Source organism: Microbacterium sp. NPDC056057 (genome assembly GCF_042266945.1).
Taxonomy (GTDB): domain Bacteria; phylum Actinomycetota; class Actinomycetes; order Actinomycetales; family Microbacteriaceae; genus Microbacterium; species Microbacterium trichothecenolyticum_C.
In genome coordinates, this window is sequence record NZ_JBHJWS010000002.1 from 917,595 (window position 1) to 941,436 (window position 23,842).

Here is a 23,842-nt window from a genome sequence, read left to right on the forward strand (position 1 = left end):
CGGCCGGGGGTGTTCTCGTCCGAGGTCACAGCGCGACGTGGAACTTCGGACCCGGTCCCGCACCCGCAGGCCGCTCGCCGGCGAGGATCGCGGGCAGCTCCTCGAGGGCGACCGTCGCGGCGATGAGAGGTCGCGGATCGACGACACCGGAGGCGTAGGCGTCGATCGTGCCGGCCAGGCCGGGCGAGGCGCTGAGCACGCCGACGGCGGTCACGTCCTTCAGCGCCAGGTCGCGGGTGTCGATGAGGCTCGGCGTGCCGGCGAGGCCGATGTAGACGACCCGCCCGCCCGGCTCGACGAGATCGAGCGCCTTCGCAGGAAGCTGCGGCGCGTTGGATGCCTCGATCACGGCGTCCCACGGCAGTGGCGGCATCCGTTCCTGCGTCCAGATGTGGTCGAAGCCGAGCGACCGCGCGAACTCGAGGGCGCGGTCGTCGCGGGCGAGCAGGTGCACCTCGGCGCCGGCAGCGCGCGCGAACATCGCGCTCAGCAGCCCGATCGTGCCCGGGCCGAGCACCAGACAGCGATCGCCCGGGTGCAGATCCGCGCCCTGCACAGCGCGGAAGGCGTTGCCGCCCGGCTCGACCATGGCGGCCATCGCGTCATCGACGCCATCGGGCAGCCGATGCAGCGACGAGACGGGGGTCGCGACCTTCTCGGCGAGCGCACCCGCCTTCCCACCGCGGATGCCGACCTCGAGCCGGTTCTCGCACACGTGCTGGCGGCCATGCTCGCACCGGCGGCACGCGCCGCATCCGAGCATCGTGTCGCCTGTGACCCGTCGCCCGATCCACGCGGGGTCGACGCCGGCGCCGACGTCCGAGACGGTGCCCGTCCACTCGTGGCCGATCCGCATCGGGTAGGCCGCATGACCGGCGTGCAGATACGCCATCTCCCCGGTGAAGAACTCGATGTCGGTGCCGCAGATCCCGGCGCGCCGCACGTCGACGACGACCTCGCCTGCCGCCGGCTCGGGGTCGGGGACCTCCTGGATCTCGGCGCGGTGCGGCGCCGTGATCACGAGAGCTCTCATCGCCCCGCCCACAGGTGGGGACGGATGCCGCGGACCCCCGGCCGGAAGGTGAACAGCCGACCCGACAGCGGCAGCACCTCGTCTCCCGGACGTTTCGAGCCGGCGACCAGCAATGGCACCGCGTCGTACGCACGCTCAGTGGGATTCACGCGTCACCTCCGAACCCGACGCTCCGATGAGGAAGTCGAGGTCGGCGCCGCGGTCGGCCTGCAGCACGTGGTCCACATAGAGCCGCTCCCACCCGCGCCGCGGGTTCGCGTAGCCGTCGACGGTGGCCTGGTTCGGAATCCGACTCGCCAGCTCGTCCGCCGGCACGACGAGGTCGAGACGGCGGTCGCGCACGTCGAGTTCGATCCAGTCGCCGGTCCGCACGAGCGCGAGCGGTCCCCCGGCGGCGGCCTCGGGGGTGACATGCAGCACCACGGTGCCGTACGCGGTGCCCGACATGCGGCCGTCGCAGATGCGGACGATGTCACGGATGCCGCGCTCCAGGAGCTTCTTCGGAAGCGGCATGTTCGACACCTCGGGCATGCCCGGGTAGCCCTTCGGCCCGCAGCCGCGCAGCACCATCACCGAGTTCTCGTCGATGTCGAGATCGGGGTCATCGACGCGGGCGTGGAAGTCCTCGATGGAGTCGAACACCACCGCCCGGCCGCGGTGCTTCAGCAGGTGCGGCGACGCCGCCGCGGGCTTGATGAGCGCACCGCCCGGAGCGAGCGAGCCGCGCAGCACCGAGATGCCGGCGTGCGGCTGCAGCGGGGTGTCGCGCGGCGTGATGACGTCCGCGTCCCAGATACGCGCCTCGTCGAGGTACTCCACGAACGGGCGCCCCGTGATCGTCAGGGCCCCCGGGTCGAGCAGGTCGCGCACCTCGCGCATCACGGCGAGGAAGCCGCCGGCGCGGAAGAGGTCGTCCATGAGGTATTGCCCGGCAGGCTGCAGGTTGACCAGCAGCGGCACCTCGGCGCCGATGCGGTCGAAGTCGTCGATCGTGAGGTCGATGCCCAGGCGCCCGGCGATCGCGAGCAGGTGCACGACCGCGTTGGTGGAGCCGCCGATGGCGGCGAGCGCGACGATCGCGTTGTGGAAGTTCGCCTTCGTGAGGAACGTCGACGGGCGGCGGTCCTCGGCGACCAGTGCCACGGCGAGAGCGCCGGTGAGGTGCGCGGCCTCGAGCAGGCGGGCGTCCGGTGCGGGCGTTCCCGCGACTCCGGGAACCACGACGCCCAGGGCTTCGGCGACGAGGGCCATGGTCGATGCGGTGCCCATGGTGTTGCAATGCCCCTTGGAGCGGATCATCGACGACTCGCTCTTCAGGAACATCGCCTCGCTGAGCGTTCCCGCGCGCACCTCCTCCGAGAGCCGCCACACGTCGGTGCCGCAGCCGAGCGCCTCGCCCCGGAAGTGGCCGGTGAGCATCGGGCCCCCGGGGACGACGACGGCGGGAAGATCGACGGATGCCGCGGCCATCAGCAGCGACGGGATCGTCTTGTCGCAGCCGCCGAGCAACACGACACCGTCGATCGGGTTCGCGCGGAGCATCTCCTCCGTCGCCATCGCCGCCATGTTGCGCCACAGCATCGCCGTCGGGCGCACGTTCGTCTCGCCCAGCGACACCACCGGCAGCTCCAGCGGGATGCCGCCGGCCTCGTAGATGCCGTTCTTCACCGACTGCGCGACCTCGTCGAGGTGCGCGTTGCACGGCGTCAGGTCAGACGCGGTGTTCGCGATCGCGATCTGCGGACGCCCCGTGAAGGCCGAGTCCGGCACACCGCGACGCATCCACGCCCGATGGATGTAGGCGTTCCGGTCGTCGCCCGAATACCAGTGGGAGCTGCGCAGCGTCACCGTCGACCCTCATCCTCGCCCGCAGCGATCGCGGGCGCTTTCCGCCATCCTGCCGGAAAAGCGGGCGGCCGTCGTCGGGCGCACTCGGCTTGCTCTCAGGAAGAGCCGGGGAAGGCTCCGTAGGCTCGCAACCCCAAGGGGAGTACTCCGCCACGATCGGCTCGTCACTACGGATGCATGGTGCATCCCGGGTCATCGGTCCTCGATCACGAGGATGGAGAAGACCTTGGCGTCGATCAGTCACGCCAGGTCTGGAGCCTCCTTGAACATCACCCCGCTCGTCTGGGTCATCACCATTGCGATCACCATCGCGTTCTTCGTCTACGAGTTCTTCGCGCACGTCCGCAAGCCCCACGAGCCCACGATCGGCGAGTCGGCCCGCTGGTCCGCGTTCTACATCGGTCTGGCGCTGCTGTTCGGCATCGGGGTCGGTGTCGTCTCCGGCTGGACCTACGGCGGCGAGTACTTCGCGGGCTACCTCACCGAGAAGGCGCTGTCGATCGACAACCTCTTCGTCTTCCTCATCGTGATGACGGGATTCGCCGTTCCGAAGATCTACCAGCAGAAGGTGCTGATGATCGGCATCGTGATCGCGCTGGTGCTCCGGGGCGTCTTCATCGCGGTCGGCGCCACGTTGATCGAGAACTTCTCGTGGATCTTCTATCTCTTCGGAGCGCTGCTGCTCTTCCTCGCCTATCGGCAGGCTTTCACGCACGGTGAGGCGGATCCCTCGCAGGGCCGGTTCATGCGATACGTTCGCCGTCGCCTGCCGGTCAGCGACGACTACAACGGTGACCGTCTCACCGTCGTGAAGGCCGGTCGTCGCTTCGTGACGCCGATGCTCCTCGTGATCGTCGCGATCGGGTTCGTGGACCTGATCTTCGCCGTCGACTCCATCCCGGCGATCTACGGGCTGACAGAAGAGGCGTACATCGTGTTCACCGCGAACGCGTTCGCGCTCATGGGGCTGCGGCAGCTGTACTTCCTGATCGGCGGTCTGCTCGAGCGCCTGGTCTATCTGGCGCAGGGCCTGGCCGTGATCCTCGCCTTCATCGGCGTGAAGCTCGTCCTGCACGCGATGCACGTGAACGAGCTGCCCTTCATCAACGGCGGCGAGCCGATGCAGTGGGCGCCCGAGATCCCGATCTGGTTCTCACTGCTGTTCATCGCCGCGACCATCGCGGTCGCGACGACGGCGAGCCTCATCAAGACCCGCGGCGACCGCGCCCCCACGTCGCATCCGACCACCCCCGCCGCAGGTCACACGTCGGCGGCCCACACAGAGAAGGAACTCTCTTGACCTGGTGATCCCCACCGTCGCATAGCAGCGTCCGGCCTCCGCCACGAGGGCGGAGGCCGGACGCTGCTGCGGGTGCCGGGCCCGCGGGTCCCGCTACTTCGAGACCGTCACCTTGAGCGGTGCGCTCACCGTCGTGCCGGCGGCGTTCGTGAACTCCACCGTGTAGGTGTACGTCCCCTTGGCCTTGCCCGCGACCGGCAGGGTCGCGCGCTGCGCGCCCGGGGTGGCCGCCTTCAGCTCGCCCGCGCCGACCTCGACGCCGTTCTCGAGGAACCGGTACGAGGTGGCGTTGGTGCCCCACCACAGGTCGGCGGTGACGGTGTACGACCCGGTGCCGCCCCGTGCGTCGCTCGACAGGACGGGCTTGCCGGGCGAGGCATCCGTCACCTTCACGGTGAGCGGCTGCGTCGCGGTCGTGCCCTTCGAGTTGACCAGCTCACCGGTGAACACGTAGCTGCCGTTCACCAGGCCCTTGATGTCGACGACCGCGCTCTGCGCGCCGGGCGTCATCATCGTGAGCGGCACCTTGGCGACGAGCTCGCCGTCGCGGTACAGCTTGAACAGCGAGCCGTTCTCGCCCCACCACAGGTTCATCGTCAGCTGGAACGTGCCGTCCTTGAGGCCGGTGTCCCATCCGTCGTTCGACGAGAGCACGCCCTTGGCCGGCGCCGTCTTCGCGCCGTCGTTCGAGGCGACCTCCGGGAGGGTGACGGATGCCGTCGCCGCCGACCGCTCGCCCTCGCCGAGTGCGTTCACACCCGCGACCTCGTACGCGTGGGTCGTGCCGAGCTCGAGCGCCCGGACGGTGCAGCTGGTGCTGCTCGTCTCGCACACCGGGTCGGTGCCGCCCGCCTCGTACACGCGGTACCCCGTGAATCCCGGACCGGTGAGAGTCGAGGCATCCCACGCGACCGTGATCGAAGTGTCGCCCGCAAGTGCGGCGGTCACGTTCTGCGGCGCGCCGGGGCGCGTCTCATCGGCCACGGCGAGCCACGAGATGACGGGCTTCTCAGCGCCGGCGCCCTCGTTGGTGACGAGGTAGTCGACGGTGGCGGGAGCCGTCAGCGTGAAGGTGAGCGGCGCGGCGATCGGCCCGCTCGAGCCCGACAGCGGGACCGTGCCCTTGGCGAGCTCGGTGCCGCCCACCGACACCGTCTGATACATCGCGCGGTTCAGACCCCACCATTCGGTGAATCCGCCCGTGAGCGTGTACGTGCCCGCGTCGAGGGGCAGACGGTAGACGAGCTTCGTCGTGTCCTGGTACAGACCCGTCGAGTACTTGTCGTTGATGTCGGTGGTGCCCTTCGTCTTCATGCCGTCGGCGACGTAGCCCCACTGATCTGGAGATGTCGAGACCTCGTCGACGGTGGAGTTCCGCAGGCTCACCGACCCGGCGACCGCGGTGTACTGCGGCGAGGCCGCCCCGCTCGTTCCCGAATCGATGTAGTACACCAGCGCCGGCGGGACGATCTCGTAGCCCGCGACGACGGCCTGATCGGTGTCGGTCAGGCGGCCCGTGACCGTGAGCTTGCCGTACACCGTGCGCGACTGCGCGGCGGAGGCGGCATCCCAATCGACGGCCTTCTCGGCGCCTGCGACCGTCACCGTCTCGGGAAGGTCCTCGTCGACCGTCAGCGCGCCCTGCACCCCGAGGTCACGAGGAAGGCTCTGCACGTAGACGAGCGCGAGGCGGGCGTTGTAGCCGCTCGTGCCGTTGGTGCCGAACTCCACGTCGACCACGGCGTCCGCGTCGAGCGTCAGCGTCTGCGCCACCGGCGTCGCCGATCCCGTCGACGTCGCATTCTTCGTGGTCTCGGTGCCGGCGACCTTCACCTTCGAGTAGACGTTGGTCGTGAGCCCCGCACGCGGCGCCTGGACGGCGACGATGTTGTACGAGCCCGCAGGCAGCGTCAGGTGGTAGGTGATCGGCTTGTTGTAGTCGGCGCCGACGTACGACGAGCCCCAGTCACCCGGCGAGCCCGCCGCGATCGTGGTCGCCGTGGTCGAGTAGCCCCACGTCGTGCCCGCCGTCGTTCCATCCCACTTCTGGTCGCTGGTGCCGTTGACGAGCCCCGGAGCGGATGCCTTGACCGCCGCGTACACCGATCCGGCCGGAGCGCCCGCCGCGCCCGAGTCGATGAAGTAGTCGAGATCGGCCGGCGCGACGAGCACCGTGGCGCTGAAGCGCTGGTACACGCCCGTCGACAGCTTCTCGGTCGAACGGCCGGACGCTGCGAACGTGCCCAGCTCGGCGACGCTCTTCGCGCTCGTCGTCGACGCGAGGCTCCACGTGACCTTCGCGTTCGTGCCGGCGAGGTCGAGCTTCGCGGGCAGCGTCCGGTCGGTCGAGGTGATGGTCACGACGCCCAGGTCGAGCACGTCGGGGCTGACGTCCTTCGGCACGAGGCCGTCCGCGGCCGCCGTCAGACGGGCCGCGATCGCCACCGAACCCTCGGTGTCGAGGCCGTACGCCGCCGGGTCGTCGAGCGCGGCGGTCGCGTTCGCCTTCACGGCGGCGAACACCCCCCATGTCTCGGCGCTGTACTCGGCTTCGTCGAGGCCCTTCACGGCGTCCGCCGCCGCGGCGAGCGCCGTGGTGTCGGCCTTCGCCGAGTCGGCCGTCGCGGTGACGACGCCGACGGCGTCGACGTTGATCGAGGCGTCGTTCGCGGTCTTGATGACGACCGTGTGCGGTCCGTTCGACAGGCCGCGGAGGATGAACGTGGTGCGCTCACTGCCCGCCGCGAGCGTCGGCGCCGCTGTGGCGACCTGCACGCCGTCGACGAGCACGTCGAGGGTGGTGGTGCCGGCGTTGGTGCCGATGATGTCGAGACCGGTGCCGGTGAAGGAGTACGTCATCGACGCTCCCTTCGCCGTGCTCTTGGAGGCCGTGCGCTGCCACTCGAACATGCCCTGGCCGTTCGCGTGGCTCCAGTTCTTGTCGAACTGCAGCACGGGCACCGAGCGGTCCGCCCAGCTGGTCTGGTGCATCCCGTCGATCATGGCGGCGTAGTACGGCGTGTAGCCGGGCACCGTCTCGATCTTCAGGTTGTCGAACTGCACGAAGCTGAAGCTCGAACCCAGCTGGATGCGACCGGTCGCCTGGGGCGCGGCATCCGTGTACGTCGCGACCTCCACGCCGTTGACGTAGGCCGTGTACACCGAGCCGGCCACCTTCACCGCGATGTTGTTCCACACGCCGGCGCCCGTCTGGAACGCCGCGGCGGCGTTGCCCGCCACCGTGCCCGTCGAGAGCGTCGCGCCGAAGCGCATGAACGTCCACGCACCGGTCGGGTCGATCTTCAGCTCCGCCGCCGAGACGCTCTGACCGTTGGCCGTGCCGCCCTGCTCGCGCGCGCCGATGGTCGCGTACTGGGATCCGGATGCCTCGAACAGCACGTCCGACGAGACCGTGTAGTTCGCCCAGCGGGCGTCGCCGATCGTCGTCTTCGGGTCGCCGCCGTTCCATGCACCGCCGGCCATTCCCGGGCCGACCTGCTGGCGGAGCACGCGGTCGTGCGCGGCGTCCGGGGTCGCGACCGACTCGAACGCGCCGTTCGTGTCGTTCGTGTACCGCGGCGTGGCGCCGTTGTCCTCGCTCTGCACGGCCGGCGTGCCGGCGGGCTTGGCCTGGTTGCCTCTGCTGTCGAGGTACGAGACCGTGCCGTCCGCGAGCTCACCGCTCTCGGGGTCGTAGCCCTTGATGTTGCCCTGCTCGGCGTAGTCGAAGTCGTCGGCGTAGAGGACCGCGTCGTCGGTCACGCCGTTGACGTTGCCGCTCGCGTCGGTGTCGAGCACGTCGCGGCCGCCGTCGGCGTCGGTGTACTCCTTCGACGTCGGAAGTGCGCTGCCGTAGCCGTCATTCGCGGAGAGCTTGCCGCCCGCACCGGCGGTCGCATGGTCGAGCGTCGTGAACGTGACGGCCGACCACGGCTTGACCGTGACGGTGTACGTGCCGTCGGCGGCGGGGGCGACCTCGCCGACCGGCTTCAGGTAGTTCGCGTCGTACGCCTGGCCGCCGTCGGCCGCCCGGGTCTCCCACACCTCACCGGTCTGGTCGGCGCCGAGGTTCAGGTCCTTGGCGACGATCCGGTAGGTCTTCGTGAACTTCGAGTCATTGATGATGACGGTCGAGAAGTCCGACGCGTCCGGCGCCGCGAGCGTCGTGTACGACGCTCCGCCGGCACGCGCGCCGCCCGGCGGGTTGCCCGTGCCGAGCTCGCTGCCCGACGCCTTCGGGATCGCGCGCCAGATGCCTGCGGTGTTGTCGGCGTTCTCCCACCCGAGCTTCGCGAACTGGGTGAAGTGCTCGATCACGGCGAGGCCGCCGTCGTAGTACATCCAGCCCGACCACGGGTCACGGGCGTTCACGAGCTCCTTCGACGAGTACTGGAACCCGTCGTAGAACGAGCCGATCGCCGGCTGGAAGATGTTCATGGTGCGCCGCGACGCGGTGAAGCCGGTCGTGACCCAGTTGCCCATCTCGAGCGCGCTGTTGGTGCCGCCGAACTGGGTGCCGAAGCCGCCCTGCTCGTCGCTCGCGTTGTTGTTCGGGCGGTCGGCCGAGCTCGAGAAGGTCGACTGGCCCTCCGAGTTCCAGACCTCCTTGTCGAGCTGCTCGGCGATCTTCTTCATGTTGCCCGCGCTGTCGTCGGCGCTCGAGTAGTGGAAGCCGACGACGTCGACCGCGTCGCGCAGCGAGGGGTCGGTGGCCGAGGTCATGGCGTTGCCGAACGAGACCGGCGGCGTGCCGACGGTGTCGGCCGCGATCGTCTGGATGGCGCGGTAGAGGGTCTTCTCCTCCTCCGACGCGAAGCCGTTGTTCGGATCGGAAGCGGTGGCTCCCTCGTAGCCCTTCTCGTCGCCGCGGACCCACCCCGAGAAGTTCTTGTACAGCTGGATGTTGGGGCTCGAGGTCTCGTTCGTGTCGGGGTTGATCGAGTCGACCATGATCCCGAACTCGCGGTAGGCGGCGAGCACGGTGTTCTTGAACCAGATGTACTGGTCGGCGTCATTCGCGACCCACGCCGGGCGATTCCAGCGCAGGAGGCTCACGTGCACGTCGCCGTGGGCGACGAGCTGCGCGTCCGCGGCGAGCTGGAAGCCGGGCTCGCGGAGGACGTTGGGGTACTCGTCGCGCGTGCGCATCGTCGAGGCGTTCGGGCCGGTCGAGGTGTTGCGGTCGTTGCCCATCTCGATCTTGACGGTGTTCATGATCGGGTGGTCCCCGCCGAACAGCGTCTCGATGAGCTCCCAATACGCGTCGGGATGCTGCGACTTGTAGTCCAGCAGGAGCGCGCTCGTCGAGTTCGCCGACAGCACGCCGAAGCCCTTGAACGTGAGGCCGTTCTTGTTCTGCGCGGCGGCCGCGATGTCGGCGCCCGTGACGTTCACGGTGACGGGATCAGCGCCCGCCGCCTGAGCCATGGTCGGCACGGCGAGCGGCGCCGCGACCACGGCAGCGGTCACCACCGCCGCCAGCGTCGTGCGCACCCGTCGTGGTCTCCGTCCGTCCTTCGGACGAGGCATCCATCCCTGCGACATCGCAGTCTCCGTTTCCCCTGGGGCTTTTCCCGTGCGCTCGCGGACCCGGACCGGCATCGACGCACGAAGGGGGCACGACCGCGTGCCCGCAGCGAAATCCTCTCGTGAGAGTGATCGATGCCGGAACCAAAACGAACACGTTCGTTCACTCTTGAACCGATTCGAACACACTTGTACGCTGAGGCGATCATGGAGCAGCCCACCGACCCGCCCGCCTTCGGCCTCTCTCGCCGCGAGCACATCCTCGACGAGCTGCGCCGCTCGGGCTCGGTGCGGGTCGCCGGCCTCGCGCGCGAGCTCGGGGTGTCCGAGCTCACCATCCGCCGCGACATCGGACAGCTCGCCGACCGCGGCCTCGTCACGCGCGTGCACGGCGGCGCGACGCTGCGCAGCCGGCTCGATACGACCGTTCCCGCGTCGTCGGGCGCCGCCATCCGGTTCCGGGTCGGCATGGTCGTGCCGTCGCTCAGCTACTACTGGCCCCACATCATGATCGGCGCGCGGGCCGCGGCGACCGAACTCGGCGTCCAGCTGATCCTCCGGGGCGCGACCTACTCCGTCGACGACCAGCGTCGGCAGATCGCCTCGCTCGTCGAGTCCGGGAGCCTGCACGGGCTCATCGTGGCGCCGGAGACCCTCGGCGCCGACGGGCGCGCCCTGCTGCACTGGCTCGAGGCGCTGCCGATCCCCGTGGTGCTCGCCGAGCGGCGCGTGCCGTCGGCGCTGGCGCTCACGCGCCTGGAGTGGGTCACCACCGATCACGTCTTCGGCGGCTCGCTCGCGGCCGACCACCTCGCTTCCCTGGGCCACCACCGCGTCGGCATCCTCACCTCGGCCGGCTCGCCCACCTCTTGGCAGCTGCGCCGCGGGTGGGACCGCGCCGTCGAGGGGCTCGGACTCGAGTGCCTCGTCGACGTCGACGCGACGCTCGACGCCCTGGACGGGGTCGCCCGCGAGGCGCTGATCGCCGATGTGCTCGAGCGCTGCCGCGAGACGCGCACCACCGCCCTCCTCATACACAACGACCCGCAGGCGGTGCTGCTGCAGCAGCACGCACGCGACCACGGCTGGTCGATCCCCGAGAACCTCGCGATCGTCGCGTACGACGACGAGGTGGCCGAGAGCGCGGAGCCCGCCATCACGGCCCTGCGTCCGCCCAAGCAGCAGGTCGGCCGTCTCGCGGTCGAGACGATGGTCGCCCGCCTCAGCGAGGGCGCGCGGCGCCCGGTGCAGCGCGTGTACCTGCTGCCCGAACTGCTGCCGCGCGCCTCCACGGTGGGCCCCGTGCACTGACCCGCCCCCACTTCGACAGGTCAACCGGGGCTCTGCAGGCCCTCCGAACTCAGTGCGGTCCTGCGGAGGCGCGGTTGACCTGTTGAAACGCATCACCGGAGGGCGGCAACGCCTGCTAATTTGCACGAGAATACCTTTAGTGCAAAACTGCATGATGTGACAGATAGTGCAGAAGGACTTCGCGAGCGCCGGCGCGCCGAGACCACGCGCACCCTGATCCGGGCCGCACGGCGGTTCACCGCCGAGCACGGCCTGGGCGGCTTCACCGTCGAGGAGCTGTGCAGCGAGGCCGCGGTCTCGCGGCGCACGTTCTTCAACTACTTCGCTTCGAAGGACGACGCCGTCCTCGGCATCCCTCTGGAGCGATCGGATGCTGCCGCCATCGCCCGCTTCCTCGCCGGCGCCTCCGACGACCCGGGCATCTCACCGAACCTGCTCACCGACCTCGCTCTCCTCGCCGAGGAGCGCTGGCGCGCGCTCGACATCGCCCCCGACACGGTGCAGGACCTGTTCCGCGCGGTCGAGAAGGAGCCGCGGCTGCTCGCGCGCATGCTCGAACTCGGGTTCGAGGGCGAGCAGTTCGACGCCCGCCTGATCGAGCAGCGCGAGAACCTCCTGTCGGGCGATCTCCGCGCCCAGGTCGCCGCGCAGGTCGTCGGCGCCCTCGTCCGATCGGCTGCCGGCGAGTTCCTCAAGCCCGGCAACGCCGAGTCCTTCATCCAGATCTTCGAGCGGCGCATCGGCGCGGCGCGCGACCTCTTCGCCACGCAGACCGCATTGATGGGAACCCCCGAATGACCACCGCCACCGCCCTGACCGCCAAGCCCGGCGGAGACGCGCCGTTCCTGCTCACGCAGCGGCGCATCTGGATCATCTTCTCCGCCCTCATCGCGGGCATGCTCCTGTCGAGCCTCGACCAGACCATCGTCTCGACCGCGATGCCGACGATCGTCGGTGAGCTCGGCGGTGTCTCGCACCAGGTCTGGATCACGACCGCCTACATCCTCGCGACCACGATCGTCATGCCGATCTACGGCAAGTTCGGCGACGTGCTCGGCCGGCGACGACTGTTCATGGTGGCGATCGCGATCTTCACGCTGGCGTCGGTCGGCTGCGCGTTCGCCACCGACTTCTGGATGTTCGTCGTCTTCCGCGCGATCCAGGGGCTCGGCGGCGGCGGCCTCATGATCCTGTCGCAGGCGATCATCGCCGACATCGTGCCGGCCGACCAGCGCGGCAAGTACCTCGGCCCGATCGGCGGCATCTTCGGCCTCGCGGCCGTCGCCGGCCCCCTCCTCGGCGGCTTCTTCGTCGACCACATGACGTGGCAGTGGGCGTTCTACATCAACATCCCGGTCGGCATCGCGGCGTTCTTCATCGCCGTGTTCGCGCTCAAGCTGCCGAACAAGAAGGCCGAGAAGCCGATCGACTGGCTGGGCGTGCTGTTCCTGTCGGCCGCGACGACATGCCTCATCTTCTTCACCGACTTCGGCGGCTCGGCCGACCAGGGGTGGGACTCCGGGGCGACCTGGGCCTGGGGCGCGGGGCTCGTCGCCTCAGCCGGTCTGTTCATCTTCACCGAGTCGCGTGCGGCCGACCCGATCATGCCGCTGTCGATGTTCCGCAACCCGATCTTCATCAACGCCACGGCCATCGGCATGGCGATCGGCATCGGCATGTTCGCGGCTCTCGGCTTCGTGCCGACGTTCCTCCAGATGTCGTCGGGCACGTCGGCCGCAGCATCCGGTCTTCTCATGCTCCCGATGATGGTCGGCGTCATGGGCATGTCGATCGCGTCGGGCCTGCTCATCACCAAGACCGGCAAGTACAAGCTGTTCCCGATCGTCGGGACGCTCATCGTCGGCGTCGCGATGGTGCTGATGACGACGCTCACCGCGTCGACGCCGATCTGGCTGATCTGCACCTACCTGTTCCTGTTCGGCGTCGGGCTCGGCTGCATCATGCAGGTCGTCGTGCTGGTCGTGCAGAACGCCGTGCCCGCCGCGGATCTCGGAACCGCGACCTCGACGAACAACTACTTCCGCGAGGTCGGTGCCGCGCTCGGCACCGCCGTGTTCGGCACGCTCTTCACGACGCGCCTCACCGAGAACCTGACGAAGGTCTTCACGGATGCCGGAGCCAGCCCCGAGCAGGCGGGCGAGGCGACATCGAGCATCGACCCCTCGGTGCTGAACTCGCTGCCCGACACGGTCAAGACGGGAGTCGTGGACGCGTATGCCGACGCGCTCGCGCCGGTGTTCTGGTACCTCGTGCCGTTCATCGCGATCGCCTTCGTGCTGGCGCTCTTCCTCAAGCAGATCCCGCTGTCGGACGTCGCCGGGCTCGTCGCGCGCGGCGAGGCGATCGGAGGCGAGGAGGCCGAGCGGCTCGAAGCGGAACGGCTGAAGGCCGAGCGGCACAGTGCCGCCCCCACCGGACGCGCACGCCGTCGCACGAGGGAGAAGGACCGCGCCGCGCGGTAGTCAGGCTCCGAACCGGCGCTGCACGTCGCCGTAGCCGAGGCTTCCGTCGAGGAAGCCCAGCGTGCCGGTCTCGAGGAGTTCGCGGCCGGCACGCTCCACGGCGGAGAGCGCCGCGCGGGCGAGGCTGCCGCCTACGCTCACCCGCGTGACGCCAAGCGAGAAGAGCGTGGGAGCGGGGATGACCGGTGCCACCAGTCCGGCGACGACGTTGAGGGGGGCGGGGATCTCCGCGACGAGCCGGCGGATGGTGTCCTCGTCCGTGACGCCCGGCACGAAGACGCAGTCGGCCCCGGCTTCGACGTAGCGCTGCGCGCGCTCGACGGTCTCGGCGAACGGATCCTCGGCCGTGCCGATGAAGTAGGCGTCGGTGCGCGCGTTGAGCACGAAGCCGCCCGTCGGTGCGGCGTCACGCGCGGCGGCGAGGCGCTCCGCCGCCTCCTCGACCGGGAACAGGGCGCCCGCGACGGCGTCCTCGATGTTGCCGCCGACCACCCCGAGCTCGGCGGCGAGCGCCACGGTGCGGCCGACCTCCTCCGGCGTGTCCCCGTAGCCCGCCTCGAGATCCGCGCTCACGGGCACGCCCACCGAGGCGGCGATCTCCGCGACGCGTTCGAACATGACGGCCGGATCCAGCGCTCCCCCGTCGGGCACGCCGTACGACCACGCGATGCCCGCGCTCGTCGTGGCGATCGCCGGGAAGCCCACCTGCTCGAGGATGCGCGCGGTCCCCGCATCCCACGCGTTGGGGATCACGAATCCCGCACCCGAGTGGAGCGCGAGAAAAGCCGAGGCGTGATCTGCCGACACGAGCCGCCCTTCCGTGAACATCCCGCGACTCAGTCGTCGAGCCGCTGTCCGAGTTCGATGATGAGACCTTCCGGCCCGCGCACGTAGCAGACGAGCCACACGTCCTCGTAGTTCACGAGCTCCGCCATGGTGTCGTACCCGGCGGCACGGACCCGGGCGAGCACTCCCTCGACATCGTCGACGCGGTAGGCGAGATGGCGCAGGCCCAGCGTGTTCGACGGGAGATCGCCGACGGATGCCGGGCTCTCCGGCCGCAGGAACTGCGAGAGCTCGATCGCTCCCGAGCCGTCGGGGGCGGTGAGGAACACCATCTCGACATCGGTGCCGGTGAGCCCGTTGACGCGATCCGCCCACGGGCCTCCGACGCGAGCCTTCTCGCCGCGGTGGAATCCGAGCATCTCGAGGAAACCCGCCATCGCCTCGAGATCCTCGACGATGAGGCCGATGTGCTCGAAGCTGCGGACACCCACCCTCGCGACCTTAGGCGTCCGGGGTCGTCGACGGTACCCCCGCGACCACCTGGATGGTGTCCAGCGTCGGGTCCGCGGCGTACGCGATGCGGCCGCCGTCCCGCCTCGTCTCGCGCAGCGCGTCCAGCGCGCCCGCGGTGACGACCTCACCCGGAGCGAGCACCGGCACACCGGGCGGGTAGGGGGCGATGAGTTCCGCGCACACGCGTCCGATCGCCTCCTCGGCGTCGACCGTCTCGTGCGTGGCGAAGAAGGCCTCGCGCGGGGTCAGGGCAGGTTGCGACTCCACCGACCACGCCGCCGAGGGCGTGACGGGACGAGGGATGCCGCGGTGCCGGCCGATCGCGGCGGCCAGCGCCACGACCAGCCCCGAGAGGGAGCGCTCGTCGTCGGCCACGGTGAGGAGCGGCACGAGCACGTCGCGATCGGCCATCTCGAGCGTGATGCCGTCGGCGAGGAGGTCGTCCTCGACCGCGTGGCCGTGCGCGCCGGTGCCCGCGATCAGCACGACCAGCTTGGCCGGATCCACGGCGAGCGCACCATCGGGATGGCCCGCCGGACGCCCCTCGAGCACCGTCACACCCTCGACCTCAGAGAGCCGTCGGCGCGCCTCGGTCACCAGCCGGACCAGTCGTCCGACGAGCTCCTCGCCGTCGCGCTGCAGCATCGCGCGCGACGCATCCGTGCTCGCAAGGATCGCGCCCGCGGAACTGGTGGTGTGGGATGCCTCGAATCCGCGCTGCAGCCGGTCGGGGTCGAGCAGCCCGCCGTCGCGCGTCGTGCGCGCGAGCAGCAGCGCGCCCTGGCTCCAGGCGGGAAGCGTCTTGTGGGCGCTCGTCACGAGGGCATCGGCTCCGCGGTCGAGCGCGTGGGCGGGAACCAGGGGCGAGAAGCCGAAATAGGCCGCCCATGCCGCGTCGACGACGAGGGGAACCCCTGCGGCGTGCGCCGCATCGGCCAGTCCGGCGATGTCGGACAAGGTGCCGACGTACGACGGGTCGCCGATCAGCACGCCGCAGGCGTCGGGGTGCTCGGCGAGCGCCGCCCTCACCGCGGCGACCGGCACGGCGCCCGGCAGCCCCGTCGCGGCGTCGATCTCGGGCCGCACCCACACGGGGCGGAGTCCCGCGAAGACGATGCCGAGCAGTACCGATCGATGCAGCGTCCGCGAGACGATCACCGGCTGCCCGGGTCGGCCGAGCGCGAGCACCGCCGCCTGGTTCGCATGCGTGGAGCCGCCGACCGACAGACGGCACCAGTCGACACCCCACGCCTCCGCCGCCAGCCCCTCGGCGGCGGCGAGCAGCCCGCGGCTCTGCTTCATCGTGTCGAGCCCCGCGAACAGCGGCGCGTCGCCGCGGACGATGTCGCCGAAGAGGTCGCGCCGGTGCTTGTGCCCCGGGATGCTGAACGGCGCGACGTCACCCGCCTCGACGTCGCGCTGGAACTCCAGCCAAGCCGCGAGCAGCGGGGCGTCGGCGGCGCAGCCGCGCGGGTCGCGCGGATCGCTCTGCGTCATACGCCACCCGCCAGGAACCGGCCGACGGCGTCGGCGACCGCGACGGGGAATCTCTCGACCTGAGCGAGGTCGACCCACTCGTCCACGGCGTGCAGTCCGCCTCCCGCGGGTCCGCACACGACCGTCGGTACGCCCGCTTCCTGCCACAGCGCCGACTCCATCCAGTAGGGCGCTCCGACGCGCGCCGGCACCGAGCCGCCCGCCGAGACGAGGGCAGCGGAGAGCTCGTCGGCGAAGTCGGACGCCGGGCCCGAGGCATCCATCTCCCACGCGTCCCGCGACAGGATCAGCCTCGTGTCCGCGGTAACGCCGGTCGTGGCGGACACCACCGGCTCGACGAGCGCCCGCACCTCGCCGAGCGCGTCGGCGGGCGACTCCCCCGGCAGCGTGCGCCGCTCCACGACGACGTGCGCCGACGCCGCCACGGTGAACGGCGCGGTGCCGGCGCGAGCGACGGTCGCCATGAGCGAGCCGGAGGGGATCAACGGATGCTGCGGCCGCCGTCGCAGCGCGTCGTCGGCGTCGCGGATCCCGGTGAGGAGGTCACCGAGCCCGCGCATCGCGTCGACGGCGGTCTCGGGCTGCGAGGAGTGCGCCGCCCGGCCACGGAGCTCCACCTCCACCACCGCGTATCCGCGATGCGCGACCGCCAGGTCGAGCCACGTCGGCTCGGCGACGAGGCAGAGGTCCATGCGCTGTCCACGCGCGGCGAGGTCGTGCAGCACGGCCTCGGCGCCGACGCTGGCATCCTCCTCGTCGGCGACGAGAGCCACGATGATCGTGCCCGGTGCGTCGACCGCAGCGAGGTGCTCGGCGGCGACCACGAGGCCGGCCACCCCGCCCTTCATGTCGCTCGCACCACGGCCGTACAGACGGTCTCCGTCGATCCGGGCCGCGAACGGATCGGTCATCCCCTCGACCCCGACGGTGTCGAGGTGCCCGTTGAGCACGACCGTCCGCCCGGGCCGCGAACCCGTGCGGGTCGCGACCAGGCTCACGCGGCGCGGGTCCGACGCGGCGGGGATCAGCCGGACGGCGTAGCCGGCCGTCCCGAGCCGGTCCGAGAGGAACGCCGCGATCCCCGCCTCGCCCGGCGCTTCGGGCACGAGACTGGGGCTCACCGAGTCGATGCCGATCAGGGCCACGGTGAGGTCGACGGCGGCATGACCGAGGTCGGGTGCATCCACGAGGACGACCCTAGCGGTGGGCGTGGACGCCCACCCGGCTCAGCTAGCGCCACCGCGGCACGTCGCGGAATGTGGGCGGCACGACGATCACCGGCTCAGCGTAGACGGTGGCGTGGCCAGGGCTACACTGCGGGCATGGCGGACGCGCCCGCGTATCGGATCTGGCCGCCGGTGGCGCTCGGGGTGCCGCTCGTGGCCGGATGGATCCTCACGGCCGTGGTGGGCGACCCGGTCGTGATCCCGGTCGGACCGTCGCGGGTGATCGCGCTCGTGCTCATCGTCGCCTTCGCCCTGTGGAACGGCTGGGCGCTGTGGCTCATGGCCCGGCACCGCACCGCCCTGCTGCCGGGCGGCGCGACCAGGACGATCCTCGACCGCGGTCCGTTCCGGGTCAGCCGCAACCCGCTCTACCTCGGTCTCATCGCGCTCGACATCGCCCTGGCGCTGCTGTGGCCGTCGTTCTGGGCGCTCGTGCTCACACCCCTCGGAGTGGCGGCCCTGTGGTGGGGCGCGATCACGCCGGAGGAGCACTACCTCGGCGAGAAGTTCGGCGCCGAGTACGACGACTACCGCGCGCGGGTGCGCCGCTGGCTGTAGCCGGCCACGGGTCAGCCGTCCGAGCTCGAGGGCGAGGGCGTCGGCGCGGGGGCCGCCGCCTGCAGATCGGAGACCCGCTTCTGGAATGCGGCGACGGTCGCGGCATCCACCGTCCCCGTCGGCTCGACGCCCAACTCCGTCTGGAAAGCCTGCAACGCGGCGGTCAGCTCCGGCGTCCACACGCCGTCGACCGGCCCGTCCCAGAAGCCGGAGAGCTTGAGCGTCTGCTGCAGCGCTGCCGTCGACGCCACCGACTCCTGCGCGGCGGCGCCGCCCAGCTCGGCCAGCTTCGCCTGCAGCGCCTCGGCGGTCGCCTTGTCGACGGTGCCGGTGACCGGGAGTCCGACGGCCTTCTGCAGGTCCTCGACGGCCTGCACCGTCAGCGGCCCGTAGACGCCGTCGACGGTGCCCGTGTAGTACCCCGCGACGAGCAGGTCCTGCTGCAGCGCCGAGGTGTACGCACGGACCGCGGCCTCGGCCTGCACCGCTTGCTCGTCGGTGAGGCAGCCTGCGTCTGCGAACAGCGCGAGCCACGCCATCTCGAGCGCGACCGCGGCGCTGTTGAACTGCTCGGCCGCGTCCTTGAGGGGCGTGTCATCGGTGACGGATGCCTCGGCCGACGCGAGCTCGGATTCCGCTTGCTTCACCCGCTCGACGGAGGCGGTCGGCGCCAGCGGGGGGCTCGAGGGTTCGGCGGGCGCGGGTTCGGTCGGCGTGCCCGTCGGACCCGCCTCCGCCTCGGCGAGCGCGACCTGCGCGTCGACGAGCTCCTGCTGCGCGTCGTACAGCGCCTGGTTGGCGGTCACGGCCGCCTCGGCGCTGTCGACCACGTCCTGCCGCGGCGCAGCGAGGTCGGCGCCCGCGTTGCGGACATCGCCGACGGTGGGCGCGGTGTCGTTGAGCACGTCGCCGTAGCTGTCGAGCGCCTCGATGTAGTCCTTGCTGGCGCCGCAGAACGCGCCCGACGCCGTGGTGAGCTCGGTCTGCGCCTCGGCGACCGCCTTCTCCTTCGCCGACACCTGGGCTTTCGCCCGCTCGACCGGGTCGGCCTCGGCGGCGCATCCGGTGAGGACCACGGCCGCGACCGTGCCCGCGACGACGATGGCGCCCAGCCGCGCCGACACCCTGGTGCGAAGCGTGTCCACGTCGCGCCCCCTTCTGAACCGAAGCATGTGAGGCACATCATGGCACCGCGAACCGTCTCGACGCGTCATGCGGACCGCATGAGTTCCCTGGGTGTCGACGCGGAGGTAATCTGCGACGAGCCGGCGATCCGGAGGAGAAGCCATGACCACGATCGACCCCGAACGCGACCTCACCCTCGACCGTGTGATCCGCGCCCCGCGCGACGCCGTCTGGGAGGCCTGGACCACGCCGAGCCTGCTCGCGCAGTGGTGGGTGCCCGCACCCACCGTCGCCCGCGTGGACCGACTCGAGGTGAGTCCCGGCGGCGCCTTCGTCACGAGCATGAGCGACGACGGCGCACCGTTCGTCCCGCACACCGACTCCGTCTTCCTCGTCGTCGAGCCGCTCCACCGCCTCGTGTTCACCAACGCCGTCGACAGCAGCTGGCACCCGGCGAAGCCGGAGCCCGTCGCCATGACCGCCGAGATCACCCTCGACGACCACGCGGACGGCACCGACTACCGCGTGGTGGTGCGCCACGGCGATGCCGCCGCCCGCGCGCGCCACGAGGCGCTGGGGTTCTTCGAGGGCTGGGGCGCGGTCACGACAGCACTGGCCGAACTGGCTGAGGGCGGCTCCCGACCCTAGTCATGCCTCCCGGAAGAGCCCGCCGCTGCCCATCAGCCGCGTCGGCGTGAGGACGATCGTGACCCGGAGCGGGTTCACGCGGGGCTGGCGGTACCGCTCGGCGTAGAGGGCGACCGCGAGCGCGACCTCGTCGGGATCGTCGTGCACCGTGGCGGTGCCCTGGAACGAGAGCCAGCGTGCGCCGTCCACCTGGCTGATCGTGGCGGTGCCGTCGCGGCGCACGTTCCGGACCTTCTGCGAGTCGCGCGACGTGATGATCCGCAGCAGCCCGTCGTGGAGAGTGAAGCCGACCGCGACCGCGTGGATGCCGCCCCACGGAGCCAGCGTCGAGAGGGTGCCGATATGACGTTCGCGTACGAACTCGATGCCCGCCTCCGACAGTTCCCGCACGCTCCCACGCTACCGGCCGGATGCGCCCGCACACGCCGGCACTCCCGATCGCGGCGCGGAGAATCTACAGTTCGATGAGGGACGCGCGGGGGCGCCTCCAGTCCCCGGAGGAGGCAGCAGAGATGGTGACCAGCATCCCGCTCTCGAGCGGTGCACGGATGCCGCAGCTCGGCCTGGGCGTCTACCTCGTCACCGACGTGGCGGTGTGCGAGTCGAGTGTGAAGTCCGCTCTCGACACGGGGTACCGGCTCCTCGACACCGCGGCCATCTATCGCAACGAACGGGCGGTGGGGCGCGGCATCCGTTCGTCCGGAGTCCCCCGCGACGAGATCTTCCTCACGACGAAGCTGTGGCCCTCGGACTACGGCTACGACAAGGCGCGCGCCGCGATCGGCGGCGCGCTGGAGCGGCTCGACTGCGGCCCTCTCGACCTGCTGCTCCTGCACCAGCCCGTCGGCGACGTGAAGGGCGCGTGGCGGGCGATGGAGGATGCCGTCGACCAGGGCGTCGTGCGCGCGATCGGGGTGAGCAACTTCGCGGTGTCCGATCTGGAGCGCCTGCTTCCGGCGGCGCGGATCCCACCCGCGGTGGACCAGGTGGAGCTGCACCCGCATTGGCAGCAGCCGGACCTGCTCCCCTACCTGGCCCAGCACGCGATCGTCCCCGAGGCGTGGTACCCGCTCGGTCACGGGTCGACCAAGCTCCTCGCGGAACCAGCGGTCGTGGGAGCTGCGGCCGCGCACGGCAAGTCGGCGGTCCAGGTCATCCTGCGCTGGCACGTGCAGCGCGGGTTCGTGGCCATCCCGAAATCGACCGACCCCGCGCACATCGCGGCCAACATCGACGTGTTCGACTTCGAGCTGAGTCCCGCCGAGATGGCCGGCATCGACGCACTCGGCAAGGACCGTCCGATGTTCCGTCTCCCCCGCTGGATGATGGCGGCGACCATGCCCCTGGCCCGCCCGCGACCGCTCGGATAGCCGCCCCGCCGGCGCGCGGTGAGACGGCGCGGCGAGGCATCCGTCTGCCCGTCGATGACCGATGCCCTTCGGGTCTATCGTTCTCGCATGACGACGACTCCGCCCGGATGGTACGACGACGGCCACGGCGCGAACCGCTGGTGGGACGGCACCCGCTGGACGGAGCATGTGGCGGGTGCGGATGCCTCGGCCGCGGCGCCCGCTGCGCTGCCCGGCGCGCTCGCCGACGGGGTCGCTCACGACGGGGCAGCGGTCACCACGGTCGCGGCGCCCCCGGAGCCGAGGAAGTCGAACCGCTGGGTCGTGTGGGTCGTGGTCGGTGCGGTCGTGCTCGTCCTGCTGATCGCCGCGGCCGTCGCGATTCCGCTGCTGACCTTGGGCGCCGCGCGCCTCGGCGGCCTCGCCGGCGGGGGGACGCCTGCCGATGCAGATCAGACGGCGGCCGTCGCCGCCGTCGAGCTGTACGACGACGCGTGGCAGGACGCGGACTGCGAGGCGTTCATGGCCGCTACAACCGAAGCCTTCCGGGCGCAGGCGGGCCTCGCCGACTGCTCCGCCTTCGAAACCGAAGCCGAATCGTTCGGCGACGCCGTCGAAGACTACGAGGTGGAGGTGACGGATGTACGCGACACCGATGAAGCGATCGTCGTGAGCACCACCGAGACCTACAGCCGGCTGGTCGACGAAGGCGGCAACGCCCTCGATGAGCCCGTCGACGAATCCATCGACTGGCAGTACACGGTCGTCGCCGATGGAGACGATTGGCTCATCGACCACCTCGAGTGAGCGGGGGTAGTGCCCCCGCGCAGGCAGCGGACTATGATCCGGCCATGGGGAGCTCTGGGGGCTCGCGGACGGGTGGCATGGGTGCCTTCCCGCGCCTGCGGGCGGGAACACTGATCGCTGTCGTCGCGCTGGTGACGTCGGGGCTGATCGCGTCACCGGCGTCAGCCGCGACCGGCCTGCCGGCGGGGTCGAACCGACATGCTGTCGCGGCGCCGTCGGCTTCGCCGGCAGCCGGCAACGAGGCGGACGCGATGGCCACCGTCGCCCAGTACGAAGAGGCGTTCGCGGAACAGGACTGCGACCTCTTCGTGCAGGTCACCACCCAGCGGTTCCGCGACCGCATCGGTCTCGTCGACTGCGACTCGTTCACGAGGAACGCGCAGGGCCGGGCGGAGGCGCTCGACTCCGTCTCGGTGGAGCCCGTGTCTGCCGAGGGAAGGGGCCGCGCCAAGATCGCCGCGCTGGTGCACACCACGGTCACGAGCCACGTCGACGAGAACGGGCAGCCCACCACGGATCCCGTGACCTCGGAGCACGACTTCCGGTATCACTTCGTCCACTACGACGGAGCGTGGAAGCTCGATGCCGTCCATGATGTGCCGGGCGGGCGCAACGACGGCGAAGTGACGGAGGAGGAGCAGCAGGCGGTGGCGCGGATGCTGGTCGACTGGCGCGCGGCCTATACCGCCGGCGACTGCGACGCATTGCTCGCTTCGACGACAGCGGGTTACCGAGAGGAGATGGGGTGGACCGACTGCCCCACCTTCCAGCAGTTCATCTCCGACCAGAACGCGTACTGCCCCATGGACGTGCACCAGGAGGACATCCGCTCCCACACCGCCGTCGACCCGCACGTCGGCGAGATCATGCTCGACGTGGTGCAGGTGTGTACCCTCGACACGGATGAGTTCGGTGAGCCGATCGACCCGCCGTACGAGGCGGGTGCGCCGTACCGGTACCACCTCGTCGAGGAAGACGGCGACTGGCGCATCGCCGAGGGGGACAACGGCGCCGCGGCCGAGGACGAACCGGCGAACGAGAACGAGCGGGCCGCCGTCGACGCGATCCGCGGCTACAACCAGGCGTGGGTCGAGGCCGACTGCGACGCCTACATGGCGACGACGACGGAGTCCTTCCGCGTTGCACTGAACGTGAACGGGTGCGCGGGCTTCGCTCCCGCAGCACGCAGATACTCGGAAGGCGTAGCGAACTTCGAGAACACCCCGACCGACATCGAGCGGCCCTCCATGCAGAGCATGCAGATCAAGGTGCACGAGACCTACGACTCGCTGACTGACGTCGACGGCCAGCCGCTCGAAGAGCCCTTCCTCGTCGACGAGTACTGGGTCTACACGCTCCTTCTCGTCGACGGCGCGTGGGTGATCAGCGAGTCCGTGATGCTCGTCTGAGCCGGCTCAGCCGGTGCGGGTGCCGACGATCGTCGACGGCGGGAACGGCCCCGCCTGGGCCGTGCCCGTGAGCCGGTCGCCGATGACGTGCAGCGTGACGGCGAGCGACATCGGGAGCGGGGCGACGAGGTCGAGCGTGAAGTCGGCCGTGTCGCCCGAGGCCGTGCCGCCTCGGATCGCGATCGGGCCAGTGGGGCCGATCGCGGTGCCCGAAAGCGAGGTTCCGACCGTCGTCAGCGTGACATCGAAGTGGTGGGATCCCGCCAGCGTCGCGACCTCGATCGCCCACTTGCCGTCGATAGCTGCCACGCCGACCTCACCTTCGTCCTGACGGCCACGCGACCGTCGAGGCCATTCTGCTCGGCTCGGGGGCCTTCGCGCGACCGCCGCCGCGGATACCCCGGGTCCTCCTTCAGGGCACCA

The 23,842-nt window shown here is 70.6% G+C and carries 20 protein-coding genes; 9 read left to right on the top strand and 11 right to left on the bottom strand.

Going from position 1 to position 23,842, the window contains the following annotated elements; genetic code table 11:
• Positions 1–25 precede the first annotated feature (25 nt).
• Genes ACFC1K_RS11865 through ACFC1K_RS11875 form a run of 3 tightly spaced genes read right to left on the bottom strand, consistent with a single transcriptional unit; the run spans position 26 to position 2,881 of the window.
• Positions 26–1,033 (bottom strand): zinc-binding dehydrogenase, encoded by a 1,008-nt coding sequence (locus ACFC1K_RS11865; protein ID WP_375871770.1) that lies wholly within the window; start codon positions 1,031–1,033, stop codon positions 26–28.
• Positions 1,030–1,182, bottom strand: a complete 153-nt coding sequence (locus ACFC1K_RS11870; RefSeq protein ID WP_375871771.1) for a hypothetical protein — start codon at positions 1,180–1,182, stop codon at positions 1,030–1,032. Before ACFC1K_RS11870 ends, ACFC1K_RS11865 begins: the two co-directional genes overlap by 4 nt.
• A complete protein-coding gene (locus ACFC1K_RS11875) occupies positions 1,169–2,881 on the bottom strand; it encodes an IlvD/Edd family dehydratase (RefSeq protein ID WP_375871772.1) in 1,713 nt (570 codons plus the stop codon). Before ACFC1K_RS11875 ends, ACFC1K_RS11870 begins: the two co-directional genes overlap by 14 nt.
• 262 nt (positions 2,882–3,143) lie before the next feature.
• Here ACFC1K_RS11875 and ACFC1K_RS11880 point away from each other — a divergent pair, with 262 nt between their 5' ends.
• Positions 3,144–4,181 (top strand): TerC family protein, encoded by a 1,038-nt coding sequence (locus ACFC1K_RS11880; RefSeq protein WP_375871773.1) that lies wholly within the window; start codon positions 3,144–3,146, stop codon positions 4,179–4,181.
• Between the two features lie 93 nt (positions 4,182–4,274).
• Here ACFC1K_RS11880 and ACFC1K_RS11885 read toward each other — a convergent pair whose 3' ends face one another.
• Complete coding sequence (locus tag ACFC1K_RS11885; protein ID WP_375871774.1) at positions 4,275–9,674, bottom strand: family 16 glycoside hydrolase; 5,400 nt, start codon at positions 9,672–9,674, stop codon at positions 4,275–4,277.
• Positions 9,675–9,914: 240 nt separating this feature from the next.
• Between ACFC1K_RS11885 and ACFC1K_RS11890 the strand changes: the two genes are divergently transcribed.
• The 3 genes from ACFC1K_RS11890 (at position 9,915) to ACFC1K_RS11900 (ending at position 13,501) form a co-directional block, all read left to right on the top strand.
• Positions 9,915–11,018 (top strand): substrate-binding domain-containing protein, encoded by a 1,104-nt coding sequence (locus tag ACFC1K_RS11890; RefSeq protein ID WP_375871775.1) that lies wholly within the window; start codon positions 9,915–9,917, stop codon positions 11,016–11,018.
• A gap of 156 nt (positions 11,019–11,174) precedes the next feature.
• Positions 11,175–11,816 carry a TetR/AcrR family transcriptional regulator gene (locus ACFC1K_RS11895; protein WP_375871776.1) on the top strand — a complete coding sequence of 214 codons (642 nt, stop codon included), beginning with the start codon at positions 11,175–11,177 and terminating at the stop codon, positions 11,814–11,816.
• Positions 11,813–13,501, top strand: a complete 1,689-nt coding sequence (locus ACFC1K_RS11900; RefSeq protein ID WP_375871777.1) for an MDR family MFS transporter — start codon at positions 11,813–11,815, stop codon at positions 13,499–13,501. Before ACFC1K_RS11895 ends, ACFC1K_RS11900 begins: the two co-directional genes overlap by 4 nt.
• On the opposite strand, the gene ACFC1K_RS11905 is transcribed toward ACFC1K_RS11900, so the two are convergent.
• From ACFC1K_RS11905 to ACFC1K_RS11920, 4 genes are read right to left on the bottom strand one after another with little or no spacing between them, the layout of a single operon-like run.
• Positions 13,502–14,308 (bottom strand): isocitrate lyase/phosphoenolpyruvate mutase family protein, encoded by an 807-nt coding sequence (locus ACFC1K_RS11905; RefSeq protein ID WP_375871778.1) that lies wholly within the window; start codon positions 14,306–14,308, stop codon positions 13,502–13,504.
• 29 nt (positions 14,309–14,337) lie between these two features.
• Positions 14,338–14,778, bottom strand: coding sequence for a VOC family protein (locus ACFC1K_RS11910; RefSeq protein ID WP_310287936.1), 441 nt, complete (start codon positions 14,776–14,778; stop codon positions 14,338–14,340).
• Between the two features lie 10 nt (positions 14,779–14,788).
• Positions 14,789–16,297 (bottom strand): aminotransferase class I/II-fold pyridoxal phosphate-dependent enzyme, encoded by a 1,509-nt coding sequence (locus ACFC1K_RS11915; protein ID WP_375871779.1) that lies wholly within the window; start codon positions 16,295–16,297, stop codon positions 14,789–14,791.
• Complete coding sequence (locus ACFC1K_RS11920) at positions 16,294–17,484, bottom strand: M20 family metallopeptidase (protein WP_375871780.1); 1,191 nt, start codon at positions 17,482–17,484, stop codon at positions 16,294–16,296. Before ACFC1K_RS11920 ends, ACFC1K_RS11915 begins: the two co-directional genes overlap by 4 nt.
• A gap of 135 nt (positions 17,485–17,619) precedes the next feature.
• Between ACFC1K_RS11920 and ACFC1K_RS11925 the strand changes: the two genes are divergently transcribed.
• Positions 17,620–18,081 (top strand): isoprenylcysteine carboxylmethyltransferase family protein, encoded by a 462-nt coding sequence (locus ACFC1K_RS11925; RefSeq protein WP_310287932.1) that lies wholly within the window; start codon positions 17,620–17,622, stop codon positions 18,079–18,081.
• An 11-nt stretch (positions 18,082–18,092) separates the two neighbouring features.
• Here the strand turns inward: ACFC1K_RS11925 and ACFC1K_RS11930 are convergent, their stop codons facing one another.
• Positions 18,093–19,226, bottom strand: a complete 1,134-nt coding sequence (locus tag ACFC1K_RS11930; RefSeq protein ID WP_375871781.1) for a peptidoglycan-binding protein — start codon at positions 19,224–19,226, stop codon at positions 18,093–18,095.
• A 142-nt stretch (positions 19,227–19,368) separates the two neighbouring features.
• Here ACFC1K_RS11930 and ACFC1K_RS11935 point away from each other — a divergent pair, with 142 nt between their 5' ends.
• Complete coding sequence (locus ACFC1K_RS11935) at positions 19,369–19,854, top strand: SRPBCC domain-containing protein (RefSeq protein ID WP_375871782.1); 486 nt, start codon at positions 19,369–19,371, stop codon at positions 19,852–19,854.
• Here ACFC1K_RS11935 and ACFC1K_RS11940 read toward each other — a convergent pair whose 3' ends face one another.
• Entirely contained in the window at positions 19,855–20,244 is a 390-nt protein-coding gene (locus tag ACFC1K_RS11940; protein ID WP_375871783.1) for a PPOX class F420-dependent oxidoreductase, read from the bottom strand.
• A gap of 122 nt (positions 20,245–20,366) precedes the next feature.
• Here ACFC1K_RS11940 and ACFC1K_RS11945 point away from each other — a divergent pair, with 122 nt between their 5' ends.
• From ACFC1K_RS11945 to ACFC1K_RS11955, 3 genes are all read left to right on the top strand, one after another.
• A complete protein-coding gene (locus ACFC1K_RS11945; RefSeq protein ID WP_375871784.1) occupies positions 20,367–21,224 on the top strand; it encodes an aldo/keto reductase in 858 nt (285 codons plus the stop codon).
• 87 nt (positions 21,225–21,311) lie between these two features.
• Positions 21,312–22,010, top strand: coding sequence for a DUF2510 domain-containing protein (locus ACFC1K_RS11950; protein WP_375871785.1), 699 nt, complete (start codon positions 21,312–21,314; stop codon positions 22,008–22,010).
• A 44-nt stretch (positions 22,011–22,054) separates the two neighbouring features.
• Complete coding sequence (locus tag ACFC1K_RS11955) at positions 22,055–23,419, top strand: hypothetical protein (RefSeq protein ID WP_375871786.1); 1,365 nt, start codon at positions 22,055–22,057, stop codon at positions 23,417–23,419.
• Positions 23,420–23,425: 6 nt separating this feature from the next.
• On the opposite strand, the gene ACFC1K_RS11960 is transcribed toward ACFC1K_RS11955, so the two are convergent.
• The gene (locus tag ACFC1K_RS11960) at positions 23,426–23,728 is read right to left on the bottom strand and encodes a hypothetical protein (RefSeq protein ID WP_375871787.1); all 303 of its coding nucleotides are present in this window, start codon (positions 23,726–23,728) and stop codon (positions 23,426–23,428) included.
• Positions 23,729–23,842: the final 114 nt, after the last annotated feature.

Bases quoted from the DNA above. Each gene is read 5' to 3' on its own strand.
- ACFC1K_RS11935 (WP_375871782.1), top strand. From the start codon at position 19,369: ATGACCACGATCGACCCCGAACGCGACCTCACCCTCGACCGTGTGATC.
- ACFC1K_RS11925 (WP_310287932.1), top strand. From the start codon at position 17,620: ATGGCGGACGCGCCCGCGTATCGGATCTGGCCGCCGGTGGCGCTCGGG.
- ACFC1K_RS11915 (WP_375871779.1), bottom strand. From the start codon at position 16,297: ATGACGCAGAGCGATCCGCGCGACCCGCGCGGCTGCGCCGCCGACGCC.
- ACFC1K_RS11945 (WP_375871784.1), top strand. From the start codon at position 20,367: ATGGTGACCAGCATCCCGCTCTCGAGCGGTGCACGGATGCCGCAGCTC.
- ACFC1K_RS11865 (WP_375871770.1), bottom strand. From the start codon at position 1,033: ATGAGAGCTCTCGTGATCACGGCGCCGCACCGCGCCGAGATCCAGGAG.
- ACFC1K_RS11900 (WP_375871777.1), top strand. From the start codon at position 11,813: ATGACCACCGCCACCGCCCTGACCGCCAAGCCCGGCGGAGACGCGCCG.
- ACFC1K_RS11950 (WP_375871785.1), top strand. From the start codon at position 21,312: ATGACGACGACTCCGCCCGGATGGTACGACGACGGCCACGGCGCGAAC.
- ACFC1K_RS11955 (WP_375871786.1), top strand. From the start codon at position 22,055: ATGGGGAGCTCTGGGGGCTCGCGGACGGGTGGCATGGGTGCCTTCCCG.
- ACFC1K_RS11890 (WP_375871775.1), top strand. From the start codon at position 9,915: ATGGAGCAGCCCACCGACCCGCCCGCCTTCGGCCTCTCTCGCCGCGAG.